The 20,793-nt window shown below is 70.2% G+C and carries 22 protein-coding genes and 2 pseudogenes; 12 read left to right on the top strand and 12 right to left on the bottom strand.

The features are described 5' to 3' along the window. Positions 1–4: 4 nt before the first annotated feature. Positions 5–1,000, bottom strand: coding sequence for a helix-turn-helix transcriptional regulator (locus ACQPWU_RS31275; protein ID WP_433427898.1), 996 nt, complete (start codon positions 998–1,000; stop codon positions 5–7). A gap of 159 nt (positions 1,001–1,159) precedes the next feature. Here ACQPWU_RS31275 and ACQPWU_RS31270 point away from each other — a divergent pair. The 4 genes and pseudogenes from ACQPWU_RS31270 to ACQPWU_RS31255 all read left to right on the top strand — a co-directional run. Next, positions 1,160–1,597: pseudogene (locus ACQPWU_RS31270) on the top strand (DUF664 domain-containing protein); the annotation flags it as partial. 88 nt (positions 1,598–1,685) lie between these two features. Beyond that, positions 1,686–1,832, top strand: a complete 147-nt coding sequence (locus ACQPWU_RS31265; protein WP_433427896.1) for a hypothetical protein — start codon at positions 1,686–1,688, stop codon at positions 1,830–1,832. A gap of 4 nt (positions 1,833–1,836) precedes the next feature. Beyond that, entirely contained in the window at positions 1,837–2,937 is a 1,101-nt protein-coding gene (locus ACQPWU_RS31260) for a winged helix DNA-binding domain-containing protein (RefSeq protein ID WP_433427893.1), read from the top strand. A gap of 203 nt (positions 2,938–3,140) precedes the next feature. Beyond that, positions 3,141–3,725, top strand: a complete 585-nt coding sequence (locus ACQPWU_RS31255; RefSeq protein ID WP_433427890.1) for a DUF664 domain-containing protein — start codon at positions 3,141–3,143, stop codon at positions 3,723–3,725. A 112-nt stretch (positions 3,726–3,837) separates the two neighbouring features. Here ACQPWU_RS31255 and ACQPWU_RS31250 read toward each other — a convergent pair whose 3' ends face one another. Beyond that, positions 3,838–4,125: a DUF1905 domain-containing protein gene (locus tag ACQPWU_RS31250; protein ID WP_433427888.1), complete on the bottom strand. Its 288-nt coding sequence runs from the start codon at positions 4,123–4,125 to the stop codon at positions 3,838–3,840. 290 nt (positions 4,126–4,415) lie between these two features. Between ACQPWU_RS31250 and ACQPWU_RS31245 the strand changes: the two are divergent. Both ACQPWU_RS31245 and pyrE read left to right on the top strand, forming a co-directional pair. Further along, positions 4,416–4,880 (top strand): annotated as a pseudogene (locus ACQPWU_RS31245) (GNAT family N-acetyltransferase); the annotation flags it as partial. Positions 4,881–5,085: 205 nt separating this feature from the next. After that, on the top strand, positions 5,086–5,622 hold the full coding sequence (pyrE, locus tag ACQPWU_RS31240) for an orotate phosphoribosyltransferase (protein WP_433427886.1): 537 nt from the start codon (positions 5,086–5,088) through the stop codon (positions 5,620–5,622). A 27-nt stretch (positions 5,623–5,649) separates the two neighbouring features. Here pyrE and ACQPWU_RS31235 read toward each other — a convergent pair whose 3' ends face one another. From ACQPWU_RS31235 to ACQPWU_RS31225, 3 genes are all read right to left on the bottom strand, one after another. Beyond that, on the bottom strand, positions 5,650–6,306 hold the full coding sequence (locus ACQPWU_RS31235) for a maleylpyruvate isomerase N-terminal domain-containing protein (protein WP_433427883.1): 657 nt from the start codon (positions 6,304–6,306) through the stop codon (positions 5,650–5,652). Positions 6,307–6,559: 253 nt separating this feature from the next. Beyond that, positions 6,560–7,315 (bottom strand): SDR family oxidoreductase, encoded by a 756-nt coding sequence (locus tag ACQPWU_RS31230; RefSeq protein ID WP_433427881.1) that lies wholly within the window; start codon positions 7,313–7,315, stop codon positions 6,560–6,562. A 5-nt stretch (positions 7,316–7,320) separates the two neighbouring features. After that, complete coding sequence (locus ACQPWU_RS31225) at positions 7,321–8,109, bottom strand: alpha/beta fold hydrolase (protein ID WP_433427878.1); 789 nt, start codon at positions 8,107–8,109, stop codon at positions 7,321–7,323. 162 nt (positions 8,110–8,271) lie between these two features. Here ACQPWU_RS31225 and ACQPWU_RS31220 point away from each other — a divergent pair, with 162 nt between their 5' ends. Next, complete coding sequence (locus tag ACQPWU_RS31220) at positions 8,272–9,597, top strand: PLP-dependent aminotransferase family protein (RefSeq protein ID WP_433427877.1); 1,326 nt, start codon at positions 8,272–8,274, stop codon at positions 9,595–9,597. A 32-nt stretch (positions 9,598–9,629) separates the two neighbouring features. Here ACQPWU_RS31220 and ACQPWU_RS31215 read toward each other — a convergent pair whose 3' ends face one another. Next, positions 9,630–11,066, bottom strand: a complete 1,437-nt coding sequence (locus tag ACQPWU_RS31215; RefSeq protein ID WP_433427874.1) for an FAD-dependent monooxygenase — start codon at positions 11,064–11,066, stop codon at positions 9,630–9,632. A gap of 1 nt (position 11,067) precedes the next feature. Next, on the bottom strand, positions 11,068–12,450 hold the full coding sequence (locus ACQPWU_RS31210) for an MFS transporter (RefSeq protein ID WP_433427871.1): 1,383 nt from the start codon (positions 12,448–12,450) through the stop codon (positions 11,068–11,070). A gap of 105 nt (positions 12,451–12,555) precedes the next feature. Between ACQPWU_RS31210 and ACQPWU_RS31205 the strand changes: the two genes are divergently transcribed. The 3 genes from ACQPWU_RS31205 to ACQPWU_RS31195 all read left to right on the top strand — a co-directional run bounded on the left by ACQPWU_RS31205 (position 12,556) and on the right by ACQPWU_RS31195 (position 14,146). Then, a complete protein-coding gene (locus tag ACQPWU_RS31205) occupies positions 12,556–12,849 on the top strand; it encodes an ArsR/SmtB family transcription factor (protein WP_433427868.1) in 294 nt (97 codons plus the stop codon). Between the two features lie 72 nt (positions 12,850–12,921). Further along, positions 12,922–13,644 carry a UMP kinase gene (gene pyrH / locus ACQPWU_RS31200; RefSeq protein ID WP_433427865.1) on the top strand — a complete coding sequence of 241 codons (723 nt, stop codon included), beginning with the start codon at positions 12,922–12,924 and terminating at the stop codon, positions 13,642–13,644. 100 nt (positions 13,645–13,744) lie between these two features. Continuing rightward, entirely contained in the window at positions 13,745–14,146 is a 402-nt protein-coding gene (locus tag ACQPWU_RS31195; RefSeq protein ID WP_433427862.1) for a hypothetical protein, read from the top strand. A gap of 88 nt (positions 14,147–14,234) precedes the next feature. Here the strand turns inward: ACQPWU_RS31195 and ACQPWU_RS31190 are convergent, their stop codons facing one another. From ACQPWU_RS31190 to ACQPWU_RS31175, 4 genes are all read right to left on the bottom strand, one after another. Then, complete coding sequence (locus ACQPWU_RS31190; protein ID WP_433427860.1) at positions 14,235–14,645, bottom strand: VOC family protein; 411 nt, start codon at positions 14,643–14,645, stop codon at positions 14,235–14,237. 10 nt (positions 14,646–14,655) lie between these two features. Next, entirely contained in the window at positions 14,656–15,096 is a 441-nt protein-coding gene (locus ACQPWU_RS31185; RefSeq protein ID WP_433427857.1) for a helix-turn-helix transcriptional regulator, read from the bottom strand. Positions 15,097–15,175: 79 nt separating this feature from the next. Then, positions 15,176–15,433, bottom strand: a complete 258-nt coding sequence (locus ACQPWU_RS31180) for an NAD-binding protein (RefSeq protein ID WP_433427854.1) — start codon at positions 15,431–15,433, stop codon at positions 15,176–15,178. Positions 15,434–15,466: 33 nt separating this feature from the next. After that, positions 15,467–16,072, bottom strand: a complete 606-nt coding sequence (locus ACQPWU_RS31175; RefSeq protein ID WP_433427852.1) for a TetR/AcrR family transcriptional regulator — start codon at positions 16,070–16,072, stop codon at positions 15,467–15,469. Positions 16,073–16,124: 52 nt separating this feature from the next. Here ACQPWU_RS31175 and ACQPWU_RS31170 point away from each other — a divergent pair, with 52 nt between their 5' ends. After that, positions 16,125–17,657 carry a carboxylesterase/lipase family protein gene (locus ACQPWU_RS31170; protein ID WP_433427850.1) on the top strand — a complete coding sequence of 511 codons (1,533 nt, stop codon included), beginning with the start codon at positions 16,125–16,127 and terminating at the stop codon, positions 17,655–17,657. 596 nt (positions 17,658–18,253) lie between these two features. On the opposite strand, the gene ACQPWU_RS31165 is transcribed toward ACQPWU_RS31170, so the two are convergent. Further along, on the bottom strand, positions 18,254–19,270 hold the full coding sequence (locus ACQPWU_RS31165; protein WP_360697466.1) for a LacI family DNA-binding transcriptional regulator: 1,017 nt from the start codon (positions 19,268–19,270) through the stop codon (positions 18,254–18,256). 242 nt (positions 19,271–19,512) lie between these two features. On the opposite strand from ACQPWU_RS31165, the gene ACQPWU_RS31160 reads away from it, so the two are divergent. Beyond that, positions 19,513–20,790 carry a sugar ABC transporter substrate-binding protein gene (locus tag ACQPWU_RS31160; protein ID WP_433427846.1) on the top strand — a complete coding sequence of 426 codons (1,278 nt, stop codon included), beginning with the start codon at positions 19,513–19,515 and terminating at the stop codon, positions 20,788–20,790. Positions 20,791–20,793 lie beyond the last annotated feature (3 nt).

The raw sequence follows: 20,793 nt of genomic DNA, 5'->3' as shown, positions 1-20,793 counted from the left end.
ATCTTCATTGGATCGGGGGCGGCGTGGCGGGTGTGTCGGTTACGGCGTTGGCGTAGCGGCGGGCCAGGTGCGCGAAGGCGTCCTTGAGCTCGGCCGGGCCGACGACCTCGATGTCGGCGTCGAACCTGCCGATGGTGGCGGCCAGGCCAGTCCATGACCACGAGCCCAGGACGAGCCGGCAGCGGTTCGGGCCGAGCTCCTCGACGACTCCGTCGCGGGTGTAGCGGGACACGGCGGCGGCGGGCAGGTCGAGGATCACCTCGCCGCGGCACGGCCAGTCGCCGGAGCCCTCGGAGCCCCGGAACCTGCCGGCCAAGAAGGCGGCAACCTCACCTCCGGGCAGCTCGCGAGGGGTGAAGCGGGGCCCTGTAGGGGTGCGCGGGATGATCCGATCGGCACGGAAGGTACGCCAGTCCTCGCGGTCGAGGTCCCAGGCGACGAGATACCAGCGCCCGCCCCAGGTGACGAGGTGATGGGGCTGCACCCGGCGCGGCGGGGTCTGCGCGTCGGCACCTTGGGTGTAGTCGAAGCGCAGCACCTCGCGGGCGTGGACGGCGGCGCTGAGTGCCATGAGCACGCTGCTGTCGACCTGCGGGCCCGGCCCGATCGCGGGCGGCTCGACGGCGGTGACCTGGAGGGTGTCGATCCGGCGGCGCAGCCGTACGGGCATGACCTGCCGGACGGTGTTCAGTGCGCGCGCCGCGGCTTCCTCGATACCTGCACCAGCGGTGGTGGCGATCTGGAGCGCGATGGCCAGAGCGACGGCCTGCTCGTCGTCGAACAGCAACGGGGGCAGCTCCGCGCCGGCGTCGAGCCGGTACCCACCGTCGGGCCCTTTGAAGGCCACTATGGGATAGCCGAGCTCGCGCAGGCGGTCGACGTCACGGCGCACGGTGCGGGGGCTGACGTTCAGCCGCTCGGCCAGCAGCGCCCCCGGCCAGTCCCGGCGCGCCTGGAGCAGCGAGAGCAACGACAGCAGTCGCGCTGAAGTCTTCGGCACGGTCCCCATACTGCCCTGAGAAGCGGTCACTCCCTGGCCTCTTCGCCTGGGACTGTTGTCGCGTGCCAGTCAACGACGACAACCCGAAGGGCCTGAACTCCGTGACCACCACGTCCCCCTCAACTCTCGACGCCGAGCGGGGCGCTCGCTGCGCTCGCGACTGCGCGATCCGCCCTGACCAAGACCAAGCAGGTCGCGTCCATCGAGGAAGAGTGGCTGCGCTTCGTGGTCGAGGGTCCCTCGGCGATGCGCTACGACCTGCCCGGCGGCGTCACCTGGGCCGACCTCGCGGCCGGTACCGCACGCGAGGTCCCGCAGTGGGCGATCGACCACCAGAACGACTTCCGGATGCTGCCCGGCGAGACGCCGGCCGGGATCCTCGCGCGTTACGAGCAGGTCGCCGCCCGCAGCGAGGAGATCGTCGCCGCCGTCCCCGACCTGTCGGCGACGCACCCGCTGCCGGAGGTGCCCTGGAACGAGCCGGGAGCGGTGCGCAGCGTGCGCCGGGTGCTGATGCACGTCATCGCCGAGACCGCCCAGCAGGCCGGGCACGCCGACATCCTGCGCGAGACGTTCGACGGGCAGAGATCAACCTGAGCGGTGACGAGGCCCTGCCGGCTCGGGCCATCGTCTTGACCGGTGTCACCGGTCCCGGGCCGAGATCCACCACCCATTCGGGTCCTGCATGAAAGCGAAGGAGAACGGCGTCACCGTGAAGATGCGCGAGCTGGGGCGGACCGGTATTCAGGTCAGCTCCTACTGTCCAGGCGCCAAGATGTCCGGCCGCGCGGCGCCAGACCGGCGATCGGCCGACGAGCGCGTCGGGGCATGAGCCGATGACCGTTCTCGACACCCGGGCGCTCAACCGCGCGACGCTCGCCCGGCAGTTGCTGCTCGATCACGCCGACGTGCCGGTCCTCGACGCCGTCGCGCACCTGTGCGGCCTGCAAGCCCAGGAACCGCAGGAACCGTTCGTCGGGCTCTGGTCGCGGCTGCGCGCGTTCGACCCGGCGGCGCTCTCGGACCTGCTGGTCCGGCGGAGCGTGGTGCGGACCCACCTCATGCGCCGCACCGTCCATCTCCTCACCGCCGACGACGCCCTGGCCTGGCGGGCCCGCCACGACATCATGCTGCGCCAACGGGTACTCGGGACCTACCGTCGCGAGCTCGCCGGGATAGACCTCGACGAACTCGCGACGGCAGGCCGGGCGGTGATGGCCGACGGCGAGCCCCGCTCGATGACCGAGCTCGCGCGGGCGCTGGCTGAGCGCTGGCCGGCGCCGGGACCGCGGGCGCTGGGCGAAATGCTGATCGCCGCCCTCGTCCCGATGGCCCAGCTGCCGCCGCGCGGGCTGTGGCGCACGAGGGCAGGAGTGCGCAACGTCCTGCTCTCCTCCTGGCTGGGGCGTGAGATCGACCCGCCGGCCCCGAAGGGCTCCGATCCGGTCGGCGAAGCGCTGGTACGTCGCTATCTGGCCGCGTACGGCCCCGCCGCGACGGCCGACCTGCGCGCCTGGTGCGGCCTCGCCGGACTGCCGGACGCGGTGGCCGCGATACGCGAGGAACTGGTCACCTTTCGCGACAAGCGGGGCCGGGAACTGCTGGATCTGCCCGACGCGCCGCGCCCCGACCCCGGCACACCCGCCCCGGTGCGGTTCCTGCCGGCGTTCGACAACGCGCTCCTCGGCTACCACGACCGCAGCCGGATCATCGACCACGCCCACCGCGGCCTGTCGGTCGCCGGCGCTCGCGTTGCCCTGGTCGACGGCCGGGTCGCCGCGACCTGGAGCGTCAAGGCCGGCACCGTGATCGTCACCCCGCTGCGCCGCTTCTCCCGAGCCGACCGAACCGCCGTAGCCGAGCAGGGGCGGGCGCTGGCGTCGTTCCTCTCCGGCGGCGACAGCCATCGCGTACAGATCGCCGCGTCTCCCCGCTGAACGGCACACCCGCGAGCTGCTTCCCTTGGGCACGGGATCGATTGGGCCGCGGCACTCTGCGTAGGCGCTGATCGGCGTCGCTGTCGCCCGGTGGGTGCAGGAGATCTGGCCGACGAGCGGGCACGCGCGGAATGGCTCAAGGAGGCGCCCTGCATCGCGGAAGCCGGAAGTAGAACGTCCGGAATGGGGTCTACGGTGGCGCCATGACCAACAGCGACTACTGGTGGGAACCGCCCCTCGCCGGAACCGAGGCCGAGCACCTCGTCGGTGCGCTCGACCGCCTGCGCACAACCTTCCGCTGGAAGGCCGACGACCTCGACACGGCCGGGCTGCGGACCCGCGTCGGCGCCTCCTCGCTGACGCTGGGCAGTCTGCTCAAGCACCTCGCATGTGCCGAAGAGCAGATATTCAGCACCAAACTCAGCGGCGCTCCGCTGGGCGCGCCGTGGGACACAGCAGACTGGGCTACCGATCCCGACTGGGACTTCAACTCGGCCGCCGACGACACCCCCGAAGACCTCTACGCGCTCTGGGACGCCACCGTCGAACGGTCCCGGGCGAGGCTCGACGCGGCCCTGGCCGCCGGCGGACTCGACCAGCTCGTCCACCTCACCTACACCGACGGGCGCCATGTCAGCCTGCGCCGGCTGCTCTGCGACCTGATCGAGGAGTACGGGCGCCACACCGGGCATGCCGACCTGCTCCGCGAGGCCGTGGACGGGCTGGTCGGCGAGGACCCTCCAGCTGGATGGCACGCGAAGTCCAACCGGCCACGCCTACGCAGCTGACCGGCGTACCGGCGATCGAGGGCGTCGTGGGATGACCGAAGCTCGCAGACCAGTCCAAAAGAACGGCCGATATGCGTGTCATGCCGTGGACTGCGAGCTTCGCGCGGTTGTGTCAGACATCGACGGTCAGACGAACGGTCACCACGTCCCCCACGTCGAGCCCTTCGGCCTTCCGCACCGCCGCTTTCACCGGCACGAGGTAGCGCCCGTCTTTGGGGAACAGCGACGTCCTCCACCGGGTTCCCCGTATCCGAGCCGTGACCGGAATCATGCCCCAGCCATAGCTCACCACGGCAGCGGTCGCTTCCAGATCGTGGCACTCCTCGTCCGGAACGGTGACGAAGTGCCACGGCGCCGGCCCCTTCCAGAACCACATCTCGCCGCTGAACTCCAAGTTCATCGACACAGGATAGAAGCCGGCGTGGGCGACCCGGTTATCCGGTCTCGTCCATCGACTGGCTCATCCCTGATCGACACCAGGCCCCGGATCGGCGAACGCGAGCGGCTGGAGATCCACCGAGAGCACACCATGACCCGAGCTGAGATCCTCGACATGGTCGCTTCACGCAGCCACGTCACCACCCTTCCCGACAGCCGGCGCGCCCGGCGACGTGGAGGAGTTCCTCGGCGCCCATCCGGACCTCAAAGACCGCGAGGAGATCGCCATGTCATACATCACCAGGTGCACCCGTGTCCGCCGCGCCTGAAGACGTCGTCATCCGCAGGCTGACCGTGCGGGACGCCGAGGAGTACCGGGCGTTCCGGCTCCAGGCGCTGAGAGACGCACCCACGGCCTTCACCTCCAGCTTCGAGGAGGACGTCGCCAAGCCGCTGTCGGTGACGGTGCAACGCCTGGCCCCGGCGGGCCGGCCGCACGACGCGGTGATGGGCGCGTACCTGGCGGAGCGTCTGGTGGGCATCGCCGGACTGGCGGTGGCCGAGCGGGCGCAGGAGCGCCACAAAGGCACGCTGTTCGGCATGGCCGTGGCGCCGCACGCCACCGGGCGCGGACTGGGCAGGGCGCTGGTGGCGCGGGTGCTGGAGCTGGCGGCCGCGGTGGACGGGCTCGTGCAGGTCGGGCTGACCGTCTCGGAGGGGAACGTGCCCGCCGAACGGCTGTACCGGTCATGCGGGTTCGAGGTGTGGGGGCCGAGAGCCGCGCGCGATCATCGTGGAGGGATGCGCCGTCGCCAAGCTGCACATGGTTCGCATGCTGGATGCTCCGAGGGCCGCCGGCCGTTGACGAGGTTCCCGCCACGCGCCCACTCGGGGAAGGCAGCCGCCAGGAGGCCGCCGTTACCTGGCCGGGGCGCTGGGGGAAGCTCGATCAAGGGATGCCGTACAAGTAGAGTCCCTCAGCATGACCAGCGAAAGTGTGGCGTCGAAGATCTATGCCGTAAGCCATCTGACCGGGGAGTTCGTGCTGCGCTCAGGGCGCACGGCGACGGAGTACTTCGACAAGTACCGTTTCGAGGCCGACCCGGCGCTGCTCGATGAGGTGGCTGCCCAGATGGCCCGACTGGTGCCGGCGGGTACAGAGGTGCTGGCCGGATTGGAGCTGGGCGGGATTCCCGTGGTCACGGCGCTGGGCCGCCATGTCGGCCTGCCCTGCGCGTTCGTCCGCAAGACGGCGAAGCCGTACGGGACCCGCAAGCTGGCGGAGGGCGCCGATGTGTCCGGGCGCCGGGTTCTGGTGGTTGAGGACGTTGTGACCTCTGGCGGCCAGGTGGTGATCTCTACCCGCCATCTGCGCGAGTTGGGGGCACATGTCGACCACGCATTGTGTGTCATCGACCGCCGGGAGGGCGGGATGGAGGTGCTGGCCGGCGAAGGGATCACGTTGTTGTCGCTGCTCGCCAGAGAGGACCTCGAGGCGGCCGCGACCGCCTCGGGTTGACGGCGTCCAAGCGCGCACGCCGGACGATCATCCGAGGACGAGCGGGAGTTTCGCGGCCAGCTCACCCAGTTCGGTCTTCTCCGCGTCGGTCGGGGCACGCCGTCCGGTGCCGACCAGCAGCGCGTCCTTGTCGGAGAACGACGCGGGCAACGCGGTCCCGGCGATCTTCTCCAGCATCTCGCGGGACCGGGCGAGCCCCTCCGGGGGCGGTTCCGCCGCGTCCGGGAGGTGCGCGATCAGGTCGAGGTGGTGCAGCGTCCACTCCAGGACGTACGCGGAGAGGTAGTCGCCCGCAGTGAGGACCTGGTCGCGGGTGCCGACCCGGAGGCTCGGGTCGGCGAGTTCGGCGGCGCGGCCGGCCGCGGAGCCGACGTCGTCGAGGTGGAACTTGAGCAGCCAAGGCTCCTCGTACGCGGCGGCCAGCCGGACGGTCAGCGCGTCGAGCGGGTCGTCGCCGGTCGGCGGCGTTTCGGCGACGTCCCAGTAGGTCACCGCGTCGCGGGTCGGTTCCGTTTCGGCGGGGGTCACGAGGGTGATCAGGACGTCCTGAGCGTCGATGACCAGATGGCACACCAGGTCCCGTACGAGCCAGCCGGTACAGCCGGACGGCTGTGCGAAGTCCTCGTCCGTGAGTTCGGCGACCGCCGTACGCAACGCCGCCCAGGAGCGTGAGAAGAGATCCACATCGGCACGGTAGTGCGGCGCCACAGTGCGGACAAGCGCATCTGGACGGTCGGCTCGTGTCAGAGGCGGAGGAGGCGGGGGTGAGGAGGCGTTCAGTGAGGTTCGCGAAGGAAGGGAGTGGACGCCTCCGGCCGGCACCAGCGCGGCGGGCCGAGACGGCAATGGCCCCGATCTCCTCCACGTAATGGCGTTCCCGAGCCGGGGCAGGTGGTCGCGGTCCTGTCATCCGGGGGCGAGGGAGCGGCCAGGTCTCTTACTCCCGGTTCTCCGGCGGCTCCCGGTGGACCTGTAGCGGTGCGAAACTCTGGCCGGTGGGCATGAGTTCGATCGTGTTGATGTTGACATGGGGCGGAAGGGCCGCGGCCCACAGTACGGAATCGGCGATGTCCGCCGGTGTCAATGGCTGCGTATCGGCGTAGACGGCGCCTGCTTTCTGCGAGTCGCCGTCGAAGCGGACGAGCGAGAATTCCGTTTCACCGGCCATGCCGGGCTCAATACAGGTGACCCGGACCCCGGTGCCGTGCAGGTCGCTGCGCAGATTGAGGCTGAACTGCCGTACGAACGCCTTGGTGGCGCCGTAGACGTTCCCGCCGGGATACGGATAGCTGCCGGCGATCGACCCGATACTGATCACGTGACCGCGGGAGCGGGCCACCATGCCCGGCACGATCGCCCTGGTGCAGTAGATCAGTCCGGTGCAGTTGGTCGTGACCATCTGTTCCCAGTCATCGAGGTCCGCCTGGTGAGCCGGGCCCATGCCCTTCGCCAGACCGGCGTTGTTGACCAGGATGTCGATGTCGGGCAGGGTCGCGACAGCCTGCTCGACGGCGGCCCGGTCGCGCACGTCGAGCCGCAGCGGATGAAGGTCCGGCCCCAGCTCTTCCGCGAGTTCGGCCAGCTTGCCCGTCCTGCGGGCGGCGGCGATCACCCGGTGACCCTGACGGACGAAGCCACGGGCGATCTCGGCGCCGAAGCCGCTGCTGGCGCCGGTCACGAAAACGGTTGCCATCTCTGTCACCGCCGGCTCGGCGAATCGGCCGAGACGGTTTCAAGGAGCTGCTGGAGCGCCTCGTTGAATTCCGTCTGACGTTCCAGATTCGGCATGTGGCCGGCGTTCTCTATCACGGCGAGCGCGGCGTTCGGAATGAGACTCCGCGTGAACAGGGCGTCGGCCACCGGCGTGTAGTAGTCGTCGCGCCCCACCACCACCAGGCTCGGCACGGTGACCTGTCGCAGGACGTCCACGTAGTCGGGGCGCTCGGCGCGGCCGCGCAGGGCGGCGGCCGCCCCCTCGGCGGACGTCGTCCTCATCATTTCCAGAACGTGCCGCGCGACATCGGGCAACTCGGCGATGTTGTACGGCGCGATCATCCGCGGCAGGGTCTCTTCGGCATAGTCCGCCATGCCTTCGCGAATGACGCGCTCGGCCGTGTCGAGGCGAAGTCGCCTGCCTTCGGCGCTGTCCGTACGTGGAGACGAGTCGGCGATCACCAGACCGCGGACCCGCTCCGGAAAGAGCCGGAAGAACTCCATGGCGATCTGCCCGCCCATGGACAAGCCGGCAATGACGACCTCGTCGATCCCGAGATGATCGAGCAGTGCGGCCACGTCGGCGGCGAAGACATCCAGCGTGGTCTTGCCGGGCACGACGGCGCTCCCGCCGTAGCCACGGAGATCCGGGGCGACCACTCGCCAGCCGGATTCGCTGAAGCGCTCGGCCTGAGGACGCCACATTGATCGGTTGAACGGGTGGCCGTGGATGAGAACGAGGGCGTCGCCACTGCCCACATCATCGAACTCCACCGCGACCCCGTCGGAGAGGAAAGTGCTCATCGTGCTCCTGAGATCGGGCCCCACGACCAAGGATTGCTCCGAGTGGGGCGTGAATGCATTCAAGGCTATGAGCGCTCAATGCATCGGTGCAATAGGGGACAATGTTCTCGGTGCAATGTAAAGTGGGATGCCATGGATGACTACCGGCGTCTGGCCGACGCCGTCGAGGCCGACATTCGTGCGGGGCGGCTGCGTGAGGGCCAACGCCTCCTTCCTCAGCGGGACTTCGCCCGCCGCCATCGCATCGCGACGTCCACTGCGGCTCGCGTCTACCAGGAGCTCATCCGGCGCGGCCTCGCGGTCGGCGAAGTGGGCAGAGGGACGTTCGTCCGCGCCGGCGAGGCACCCGTGGAGCCCGCGCTGGCGGAACCCGCGACCGCGTGGGCCGATCTGGAACTGAACTTCCCCACACTGCCCGGACAGTCGTCCCTGCTCGCCCGCGCCTTCAAAGAACTGCCGGCGAACGCTCTGGGCGCCGTGGTGGGCCCGTCAGGCACCCCGCCGGCGCGCCGGGCCGCGGCGGCGTTCCTCTCCCGTCCCGGATGGGCGCCGCAGCCGTCGCAGGTCCTGTTCACCGGCAACGGCAGGCAGTCCATCGCCGCCGCGATCTCCGCGCTCGTTCCCGTGGGTCACCGGCTCGGCGTGGAGACGCTGACCTATCCGGTCGTGAAGGGCATCGCCACGCGTTTGGGCGTCACCCTCGTCCCCCTTCCCGTGGACGCCGAAGGACTGGTCCCCTCGGCGGTGCGCACGATTCACCGATCTTCACCGCTCTCCGCCGTCTATCTGCAACCGACGTTGCACAATCCGCTCGGCACCACCATGTCGGTCGAGCGCCGTGCCGACGTGGCGTCCACCCTGCGTCACCTTGGCCTGCCCGCGATAGAGGACACCGTGTACGCCTTCCTCCGTGACGACCCCGCACCGCTCGCGGCGCACCATCCGGAGAACACGATCGTGGTGGACAGCCTCTCCAAGCGCCTCACGCCCGGGTTGACGCTGGGATTCGCCGTCGTACCCCCGGCCCTTCTGGAGCAGCTCGCCACGGCGGTCAGATCGGGCGTCTGGACCTGCTCCCGCTTCGCCCTGGAGATCGCGACCCACTGGATGACCGATGGCACGGCGGCACACATCGAGAAGGCCAAACGCCAGGACGCGGCGGACCGGCAGGCTCTCGTCCGGGAGCGGCTCGGCGAGTTCGCCGTACGGGCTGACTCGTGTGCCTATCACTGCTGGTGGGAACTGCCCGAACCGTGGCGGGCCGAGACGTTCGTGGCCGCGGCCGCGCGACGCGGGATCGCGGTGACTCCCGCCGCGGCGTTCGCCATCGGCTCGGGCCGCGCCCCCAACGCGGTCCGGCTGGCGATCTCCTCGCCCAGCCGTCAGGACCTCGTCACCGCTCTCGATCTGCTCGCGACGCTGGCGCGGGGGACGCCTGAGGACGCGAGCGTCGATTGACTCCCACAGACCGGCCCGCGGCTGCGATCGCCTCAGGAAGACTCAGCGGCTCCGAGCCAGCGTTCGAGCGACTCTCCCAGCGGGTGTCCGATGACTCCCGGCACCCACGCCACGTACCCGTCAGGCCGCACCAGGAGCGCCTCCGCTTCGTGGTCGGTCTTGGCCCTGACCACGTCCAGCCGGTCCGCCCACCCCGAGGCGACCTGCACCAGGTCGTCCCGCCCGGCCAGGTCGAGGAGCAGGGGCCGCCCCGCCCGCAGCAGCTCCGCCAGCCGCACCCGGCCGGCGGCCGTCTCCAGTACGAGGTCGGGCGCCATCCCCCCGGCTCCGGGAACCCCCACCTCATAGACCACGTCGACCCCGCTGACCATCCCGCTCAGGTACGCGTTGACCTCGTCGAACCGCATGAGCCGGGCGAACAGCTCGCGTAGCGGGTCGACGGAGGGGTCCGGATCCGCCAGAGCGGTCTGGGCGCGTACGTTCCACAACACTCGGGCCGCCACCGGGTGCCGCTCAGCATGGTAGGTGTCGAGCAGACCGTCCGGCGCGTGCCCCTTCACCTGGGCGGCCAGCTTCCAGCCCAGGTTGAAGGCGTCCTCGAGGCCGGTGTTCAGGCCTTGACCGCCCCACGGGAAATGCACGTGCGCGGCGTCCCCGGCCAGCAGCACCCGGCCCAGGCGGTACGTCGTGGCTTGGAGTGCGGCGTCCCCGTACCGCGACAGGCTTTTCGGGTCGGCCATGGGGACCGGGCGGTCGAGGATGTGCTCCGCCATCTCCTGGAGCTCCTCCAAGGTGACGGGCGCTTCCCTGTCGGCGTGCGGGGCGCGGAAGTCGTACGTGGTGACGCGGCTGTGCCCGGCGGGGTCGAGCCAGACGATGATCCAGCCGCGCGGGGTGCGGGTGTAGCCGGGCGGCACCCCGTACGGATCCAGCAGCCGTACGTCTCCCATGAGGGCGGCGACGCGTGCGCCCGTTCCCGCGAACGGGATGCCGGCCGACTTTCTGACGGTGCTGCGGGCGCCGTCGGCGCCGACAACGTAGCGGGCGGCCAGCTCGCGGCCGTTCACGGTGAGCACCACGTGGTCGTCGTCCTGCACCAGCCCCGTGACCTCCTGACCGCGGCTGATGTCGGCGCCCAGGGCGGTGGCTCGGCGGGCGAACACCTGCTCGGCCCACGCCTGCGGGCTGCCCACGATGCTCGGCCCGTCGTGTGCGACCGCGCCGAGGTCGAGGCCGAACATGCCGGAGAAGTGGAAGCTGAGGCGCCCGAAGCTCGAGTGGCCGACGAGGTCGAGGAGACCGCGCCGGTCCAGACTCTGGGCGGTGCGAGCGTGCAGCGTGCCCGCCTTGGACTCGCCGGTGGGGACGGTGAGCCGTTCGAGGACGATCGGGCGCACGCCTTGGAGTGCCAGCTCGGCGGCCACCAGCATGCCTACTGGCCCGCCTCCAGCGATGACTACGTCGTCCATGTCACACCGCGGCCGGTTCGACGGCCCGCCGCTTGGCGAACGTGAGCGCGACGGCGCTGCCCAGCAGCATGCCCGCGGCCGCGATGAGCACGGCCGTACGCATTCCTGAGGCGAGCGCGGGGCCGGTGGCCTCGCCGATTCCGCCGACGGCGACCAGCACCGCGAGCCCCAGCGCGGCGCCCACCTGGAGCGCGGTGGAGGCCATCCCGGAGGCGACGCCCTGCTCGCCTGCCGCGACGCCGGTGGCCGCGGCGATCCACATACCGGTCCAGGTGAAGCCCTGGCTGACGCCCATGACGACGATGCCGGGGAGCACGCCCCAGTACGAGCCATCGGCGCTGATTCCCGCCGCGAGCAGGGCCGTGCCCGCCGCGCCGCCGACGGTGCCGGTCAGCAGGGTGGCCCGTGTCCCGATGCGGCCGGCGAGCCGCCCGCCGAGCTGCGTGCCCAGCGCTATCAGCAGGGACGGCACCAGGAAGGCCAGTCCGGTCGTCACCGCGCCGTACCCGAGAACGGTCTGGAAGTAGACCGTCAGGAAGTACGGCAGCGCGTTGAAGGTGGCGCCGAAGACCAGGATGACGGCGATGGCGGAGCCGAGGCTGCGGTTGCCGAACAGTCTCAGCGGCATGAGCGGGTCGGCGCCCGTCTTCTCGACGGCGACGAAGGCGCCGAGCAGCACGGCCGCGAGCACGAAGCCGATGGTGATGAGCGGGGAGGTCCAGCCGGACTCAGGGCCCTGGATGAGCGCGTACGCGAGCAGGCTGACGCCGCCGGTGGCGAGCACGGCTCCGGGGATGTCGAAGCGGCGGTTCCGTTCACGAGGTCCCTCGGCGGGGAGCAGCAGGTACGCGCCGGCGATCGCGACGGCGGCGAGCGGCACGTTCACGTAGAAGACGGCCTCCCATCCCCACGCGCCGGTCAGCAGGCCGCCCAGCAGGGAGCCGAGGGCCAGCCCGCTGGCTCCGGCGCCGCTCCACACACCCAGCGCCCTGTTGCGCGCCGCGCCTTCGGCGAACCTGGTGTTGACCAGAGCCAGCGTGGCGGGGAACAGCAACGCGCCACCGAGCCCCTGCACGGCACGGGCGGCGACGAGCGCCCCCGGGCTCTGCGCCAGCCCGCCCGCCAGTGAGGCGACCGCGAAGAGCGCCAGCGCGGCGACGAACATCCTGCGGTGTCCCAGCAGGTCGGCCGCGCGGCCGCCGAGCAGCAGGAATCCGCCGTACGCGACCGCGTAGGCGCTGGCCACCCACTGCAAGGTCTGTGCGGAGAAGTCCAGGTCACCGCCGATCGCGGGGAGCGCCACGAAGACGATGTTGAAATCGAGGGACGTGATGAGCTGGGAGAGCGCCAGCAAGGCGAGGGTCAGGCCGGGTCGGCTTCTCATGGCCACCTTCATACGATAGTTCGGGATAGTCGTACGGTTCGGGATCCTCGTACAAAGGTGGGCTGCGCGTCAAATTATTGTTCGGAGACTTCGTACAATGAGCTCATGCTGCATCCATCACGTGACCAGATCCAGCTCGTGGAGGTGCTCGCCGCGCTGGGCCATCCGGTACGTGCCCAGATCGTGCGGGCGTTGTCGTCGGGCGAGGAGGAGTTCTGCGGCGCGATCGTGCCGGACGTGCCGAAGTCGACGCTGACCGGTCACTGGCGGATCCTGCGCGAGGCCGGCGTGATCTGCCAGCGGCCGGAAGGGCGCAAACTGTTCATCAGGTTGCGCCGGGAGGACCTCGACGCCCGCTTCCCTGGCCTCCTGGACCTGATGATGGCCGACTCGTCCTGAGCCACGAGCCGTCCGGCCTCTCATAGGCTGAGTCGGGTCGCCGACCGCGCGGCCCGCTGGAGGAGTGGGATCGTGGGCCGTTATTCGCGTGTCGTGGTCAAGCTGAGCGGTGAGGCGCTGGCCGGTCCTACGGGCTGGGGCGCGGACCCGGAGAGTCTTGCGAAACTCGGGGATGAGCTGCTGTCGGTGCACCAACTCGGCATCGAACTCGCCGTGGTCGTCGGCGGCGGAAATTACTTCCGTGGCCGGATGGCCGACGGGTGGGGCATCGGCCGGGCCGAGGCGGACAACATCGGGATACTGGGCACGGTGATGAACGCGCTGATGCTACGTGGCGTACTGATGGCACGCTCCGAGTCGGACGTGCGAGTGATGACGGCGGTGCCGATGCAGAGCGTCGCCGAGCCCTTCATCCGGCTGCGCGCGGACCGGCACCTGAGGCGTGGGCTGATCGTGCTGCTGGCGGGCGGCATCGGGCAGCCGTACGTCACCACCGACTATCCCGCTGTCCAGCGAGCGCTGGAACTGGAAGCGGACGCGCTCCTGGTCGCCAAGCGCGGCGTGGACGGGGTCTACGACCGCGATCCCAACCTTGATCCGGACGCCAAACGCTTCACCAACCTCACCTATCAGGAAGCGCTCGCCGCGGGGGTGAAGGTCATGGACCAGAGTGCCTTCGTCCTCGCCAACGAGCAGGGACTGCTCATGCACGTCTTCGACGTCGCGGCGGTGGGCGCGATGAGCGCGATCTGCCAGGGCGAGGATGTCGGCACCCGTATCACCGCGACCACCTGACCTCACCGGCCGGCGATCAAGCGCCAGGCCGACGCGACCGATGAGTTTTCTCCCTGACGCCGGTCTGTAGAGGCAACCACCCGCTCTGAAGGAGACGGCGATGACCAACGACCCAGCACTGCAGGCCCTGGCCAGGCTCGTCGGTACCTGGAAGATCACCGGAGGGCACGACGGTAGGGTGACCTACCGCTGGCTGAACGACTTCTTCCTCCAGCAGGATGTCCAACTGGGCGGCACTCACGGCATCGAGATCATCGGCCGGGAACGGACGCTGATGGCCGAGCCCAGCGCCGACATCAAGTCTCGCTACTACGGCGACGACGGCAGCACCCTCGACTACACCTACGAACTCGAGGGTGACACGCTCACCATCTGGGCCGGTGAGCGGGGTTCCCCCGCCCACTACCAGGGCGTCTTCAGCCCCGACGGCCGCAGCCTCACCGGCGCCTGGGTCTATCCGGGCGGGGGCGGCTACGACTCCAACGCCGAACGCGTCGAATAGGACCGTTTCGGACCGCCAGGTCAGGGCCGCGCGCAGGACGACTTTGCTCGGCCACCTGATCATCCGGCAGCCGAACGTTCGCTCGCGGTTACGCCTTCGGCTCCTGCGAGATCCGGACCATGTTGCCCGAGGGATCGCGGAAGGCGCAGTCGCGCGGGCCCCACGGCTGGTCGATGGGCTCCTGCAGCACCTCGGCGCCAGAGGCCCGCACCCTTTCGAAGGTCGCGTCGAGATCGTCGGTGCGGAAGACGATCATCGGTAGGACACCTTTGGTGAGCAGCTCCTGGAGGGCGTCGCCGTCGGCCTGTGGCCGGCCGGCGTGCGGCTCGGAGAGCACGATCTCAAGGCCCGGTTGGCTCGGGGTGCCGAGGGTGACCCAGCGGAATCCACCGGAAGGGACATCGTTGAGCGCCTCGAGGCCGAGCGCATCGCGGTAGAAGGCGAGCGCCTCGTCCACGTCGTTGACGGTTATGTGGCAGTACTGGAGTGCGATGGTCATGCGGCCAACGCTAGACGGCGGCTTCGCGTTCCGCTTCTCGGATCCTGCTCGATCCGTTTCTGATCGGCCGGGTGCGCACCTTCGCCACGCACGGTGGCATCGCCGTCACGGCGCGGTGCTCCCGGGCGCGGTAGGCGCTCGGTGTCTCACCCACGAGCTCGGTGAATCGCGAGCTGAACGAGCCGAGCGAGGTACAGCCGACCGCCATGCACGCGTCGGTCACGCTCATGCCCGCGCGCAGCAGCGCCATCGCCCGCTCGATGCGGCGGGTCATGAGGTAGCTGTACGGCGTTTCGCCATAGGCCGCCCGGAACTGCCGTGAGAAGTGCGCCGGCGACATGAGCGCGTGGTGAGCCATCGCCGGCACGTCGAGCGGACGTGCGTACTCACGGTCGATCAAATCCCGCGCCCGCCGCAGGTGCGCGAGGTTGGCGAGGTCTTGCGGGGTCATGCGGGAAGGCTATCACCGCTCTGCGAAGAGCGTCGCTGACCTGCGGGAACGAAGCACTTGCCGCGGCCGTGCCGTTCGGTCAGTCCGCTGACCGCGGCGCCGAGCCGCAGCTCGACCCGCGCTCAGCGTGCAGTTCGGCGAGCAGGCCCGCGGCCGGCTGGCCGAGCTGGCAGGCCAGCGGCGCCGGTTGGGGACCGGCCTGGGTGACCGGTAGGCCCATGCCGCACGCGGTGGCGGCGATCTCGGCGCCGAGCACGCCGTCCCCGACGACCACCAGGCGCGTGCAGGACAGCAGGTCCATCCGCAGCGCCAGCGTGTCGTCAAGGGTACGCAGCACGTGGACGGCGCTGGACGAGGTGGCTGTTCAGGTTCATCGGGGGTGACCTCCAGGTGTGAGGTGACTGCGGGCGAACGTCGTCGACAGGCGCAACAGCCGGTCCGCCATTTCTTCGGGGTCGAGGGGGTCGTCGGCGTCGACCAGCCAGTCGTTGACGATCGAGCCCGTCCCGCCCGTGACCATCGTCGCCAGGTCCTGTGCCGTGGCGTCGTCGAGGTCGCCGAACACCTCCCGCAGGCTCGTCATGGTGACGAGCGAGCCGAACAGCCTGTTCAGGGCCCGGGTCATGGGGAAGGCGCAGGATCCGGTGAGCATCGCGCGGTAGAAGGTCCGGTGCCTGGCGAAGTGCCGGGCCATCGCCAGCATGCGCGCTCGAAGGGGTGCGTCGCCGTCCCCTACCTCGTGAATGAGCTCCCGTTCGACCAGGTCGGTCGCGGCCGCCACGAGCAGCGCGTCACGGTCCCCGAACTGCAGGTAAACCAGCTGCCGGCTGACGTCCGCGGCGTCGGAGAGATCGCCGACGGGAAGGGCCGTCGTGCCGCGCTCGGAGACCAGGCGTACGGCGGCGGCCATGAGGGCGGCGCGGGAGCGGAGCACCCGGCGGTCTTGTCGATCCTGCACGTTCACAACACTAGACATGTGTTAAAAAATAGACAACTGTTAAATCAGTCGTTTTAGGTGAGGAGCCGCCATGTCCCGAGTCGAGTCCCCCGAGCCCGAGGTCCGTACCGTCGCCGGCGTGGTGCGCGGCCGCATGGAGGACGGCCTCGCCGTCTTCCGCGGCATCCCGTACGCCGAACCCCCGATCGGCGAGGCCCGCTTCCAGGCGCCGCGGCGCGTGCGCGGCTGGGACGGTGTACGGGAGGCGTCCGCCTTCGGCCCGCCGGCCCCTCAGGATGTGAACATGGCCGGCCGCGGCGGCGGGGACCTCTTCACGGGCACGGGCGATGACTGGCTGACGGTCAACGTCTGGACACCCGACCCGGACCCGGCCGCCCGCCGCCCGGTGATGGTGTGGATCCACGGCGGCGCCTACAAGCTCGGCTTCTCCGGCAGCCCCGGCTACGACGCCCAGCACATCGCCCGCGACGGCGACGTGGTCTTCGTCTCGCTGAACTACCGCCTCGGCGTCGAGGGCTTCGCCCGCATCGACGGCGCACCCGCCAACCGGGGCCTGCTCGACCAGGTCGCCGCCCTGGAGTGGGTGCGGGAGAACATCACGGCGTTCGGCGGCGACCCCGGCCAGGTGACCGTCCTCGGTGACTCGGCCGGCGCCGGTTCCATCGCCGCGCTGATGGTCATGCCGAGCGCGGCGGGGCTGTTCCGGCGCGCCGTCGGGCAGAGCCTGCCGGGCACGTTCTTCTCCGACGCCCTGGCCCGGGACGTCGCGACGGCCATCGCGGCCGAGGCGGGCCTGCGTCCGACGGCCAGGGATCTGTCCGGCGTGGATCCGCGGCAGCTGCCGAAGGCCGGGCAGGCGCTGGAGGCGAAGATGCGGCAGTACGAGGACCGCTGGGGCTCATTCGCGCACACGCTCACCCCCTTCTCCCCGGTCGTCGACGGCGAGGTGCTGCCGGCCGCGCCCTGGCAGGCGCTGGCGCGCGGCGCGGGACGGGACGTGGAGCTGATCATCGGTCACACCCGCGACGAGTACCGCACGTTCCTCCTCTTCTCCGGAAGGCTCGGCAAGATCACCGAGGAGCAGGCGACGGAGGCGCTGCGCCACTTCGGCCCCGGCGGTGACGGCGAGCGCGCCTACCGCGCGGCGTTCCCCGACGCGTCCGCCGAGGAACTGCACGAACTCGTGCAGAACGACTGGCTGTTCCGCATGCCGACACTGCGCCTGGCCGAGGCGCAGACCGCCGGGGGCGGGCGGGCCTACCTGTACGAGCTGGCCTGGCAGTCCCCGGGCAACGGCGGAATATTGCGCGCCTGCCACGGCTTGGACGGCCCGCTGCTGTTCGGCACCTATGACGCCCACCTGGGCCCGGCGGCCATCGGCCCCGAGCACACCGCCGAGGCCCGCGAGTTGACGACCCAGATCCGTACGGCCTGGACGTCCTTCGCGACCTCGGGCGATCCGGGCTGGCCCGCGTACGACTCCGGGCAGCGCCTGACTCGGATCTTCGACACGCCACCGTCGATCACGGCGTACCCCGAGGAGACCTCGCGCCGCCTGTGGCAGGACTACTCCTTCGAGGCGCTTCCCCTGCTGGCCACCTGAGCGGACGACCAGGCAACGTGCGAGAAGACGAGGCTGGGCGGGGTCATCGCGTCCCGCCCAGCCTCAGTCACAGTGAGGTGTCACTTGGCGAGCGGCGTCAATGCGATCTTGTCCACGATCGGGGCGTACTTCGATCGGGGCAGGATGCCGGAGATGTAGGAGTCGCCGTCGAAGCTCGGCAGTTCCTGCGAGGCGAAGGTGATGGTTTTGGAGCTGGACCGGGATGGTCAGCTCCCAGAAGTTGCCGGCGTTGGAAGGAGCGCGGGAACCAGGCGCGCTGTGGCTGCCCGTGCGGCACCGTGGGCCGGTAAGGCGGCTGCCGGGATCGCGGTCAGTGCGAGGGTGGAGGCGAGGATGGCGCGTGGCACACGCGTGCGTGCCCGCCGGGACGAGGGTTCAGCCATGCGCCTTTCCCGTTCGGGGAGTGGTCGAGGGTCGGTCGAATCGATTCGACTGGAAGATAGGCGCCTCCTGACGCGCCGGTCAAGAGCCGGACACATGCGCGACACGTCGCCGTCACGCGAGCCGCAGCCCTGGGAGCGGGCCGGCGATGCGCCCTCAGCCTGACGACGTGCGGATCCGCGGCACCAGGGCGGTCAGGCGCGGGGCCGGGCGGGCCCGGTCGTGCTGCGGAGCGAGATCGGAGGGGCGACCAGGAGGTGGCGGTGCGGGGTCGCCGGGTCGGTGATGCGCTGGATGAGCAGCTCGACGGCGCGGGTGCCCATCTCGTCGGCGGGGACGTCGGCGGCGGTGAGCGGCGGATGCAGGTTCTCGGCCCAGTGCTGGGCGGCTACGCCGGCGATGGAGAAGTCGCGGGGCACGGTCAGGCCGGCTTCGGCCAGCGCGCGGTACATGCCGGCCACGGCCGCCTCGTTGATGGTGGCGATGGCGGTCAGCTCCGGGTGCTCGGCGAGCAGTTGCTGGAGGCAGGTCTGTCCGGCGTGGGCGTCGTCGGCGCAGCAGACGCGCACGCCGTGGAGGCCGCGTTCGGCGATGGCGCGGTCGAAGCCGGCCTGTGCGCGGTGGCCGGGGCCGTAGCCGGCGGCGACCAGCTCGGCGTTGCGGTTGACCAGGGCCAGGTGCCGGTGGCCGAGGTCGGCCAGGTGGTGGACGCACTTGGCGATGAGTGTTTCGTAGTCGATGTCCACCCAGGACATGTCCTCCGGCTGGCGGGTACGGCCGATGCCGACGAACGGCAGGCCGCTCTGCAGCAGCCGGGTGACCCGGTCGTCCTCCAGCCGGATCTCCATGAGGATGACGCCGTCCACACGCCTGCCGGTGACGACGCGTTCGAAGGAGCGGTCGTGCTCCCCGCCCGAGGGCGACAGCAGGACGTCCAGGTCGGCGCGGGCGGCGGCGTCGACCACGCTGGCCACGAAGCCGAGCTGCATGTCGGTCAGGCGCTGGCTGGCCGGCGGGATGACCAGGCCGATCGTGCGGGTACGGCCCTCCTTCAGCGCCCTGGCGGAGGCGTTGGGCCGGTAGCCCAGCTCGTCGATGACCGTCAGGATGCGGCGCTTGGTCTCCTCCGACACCGGGCGCTTGCCGGTGAGCGCGTACGAGACGGTGCTGCGCGACACGCCGGCCCGCTTGGCGATCTCTCCGATGTTCACCCGTGCTCCTCGTCCGATCCGCCGGTCGGCGACCATCGTAGGTCGAATCGGTTCATGACGTGGTACGCCGCCGGATTCGTGACGACGAAGTGTCGCCTGTCACGCATGCCTCGCAAACCTTGCCGCACTGCCCATTGACGCCTGCGGCGGAGCGGGCCTATCTTCGGTCGAACCGATTCGCCGAATCGATTCGACTTCGTTTCGAAACAGCCTTGTAACGCCTGTCAGCGGAGGTCAGCCCAATGAGAACAGCGGCAAGGTGCCGGCGTGCGGCCGGTGCGAGTCTGGCGGTCCTGGCCGCCGTGGGCGGGCTGGTCGCCTGCTCGTCATCGTCCGGCGGCGGCAACGGCGGCTCGACGAGCGCCGGTCAGGCCACCGGGGGCGGGGCGTACACGATCTGGGACCCGTACCCGCAGTACGACAAGAGCTCGGAGTGGGTGAAGCTGCTGGACAAGTGCGGCACCGACGCCGGGGTCAAGGTCGAACGCACCGGCTACGACACCAGCGACCTGACGAACAAGGCGCTGCTTGCGGCCCAGCAGGGCAACTCGCCGGACGTGCTGATCGTGGACAATCCGGTGGTCTCCACACTGGCCGAGGCCGGGGTGCTCACCACCACCGAGGAGAACAAGCTCGACGTCTCCGCGATCGCGCCGAACCTGCTGGCGGCCGGCCAGAGCGGCGGCAAGACCTACGGCGTCCCGATCGGTGCCAACACCCTCGCCCTGTACTACAACAAGGACGTTCTGAAGAAGGCAGGGGTGGACATCGCCTCAGTGAAGGACTGGGGCTCGCTGACGGCGGCGCTGGAGAAGGTGAAGGCGGCCGGGAAGAAGGGCATCACCTTCTCGGCGATCGGCACCGAGGAGGGCAGCTTCCAGTTCCTGCCCTGGTTCTGGGGCTCCGGTGCGAATCTCACCAAGCTCGACTCGGCAGAGGGCGTCTCGGCCGTGGCGTTGTGGACCGACTGGCTGAAGAAGGGCCACGCGCCCAACTCCGTCATCAACAACACGCAGACGACGAGCTGGCAGGAATTCGCCACCGGTGACTTCGCCTTCGCCGAGAACGGCACCTGGCAGCTTGCCAACGCCAAGAAGACCGGCTTCGACTACGGCATCATCCCGATCCCCGGCAAGGGCGGCGGCACCGCGCCCGCTCCGACCGGCGGCGAGTTCGTCAGCATCCCCGTGCAGGCCGACACCGGTCGATACACCACTTCCCAGAAGCTGGTGACGTGCCTGACCAGTACCGGCAACTCGCTCACCACGACCACCACCCTCTCCTACATCGCGCCCACCGAGGCGGTGCAGGCCAAGCAGGTGGCGGCCACGCCCGACCTGCAGGTGTGGGTGGACGCGGTCAAGGCGGCCAAGGGCCGCACCAGCGACGACCTGGGCACCAAGTACCCGAAGATCTCCGAGCCCATGTGGGGCGCGGTGCAGGCGGCGCTGAGCGGGTCCAAGTCGCCGCAGGAGGCGATGGCGGCGGCCCAGGCCGCGGCGGCGAGCGCGATCCAGTAGCAG

It is taken from the genome of Nonomuraea sp. CA-141351, from assembly GCF_050944675.1.
Classification (GTDB): domain Bacteria; phylum Actinomycetota; class Actinomycetes; order Streptosporangiales; family Streptosporangiaceae; genus Nonomuraea.
The sequence above is the reverse complement of the archived record's forward strand: the minus strand, read 5'-3'. Positions and strand labels throughout refer to the sequence as shown.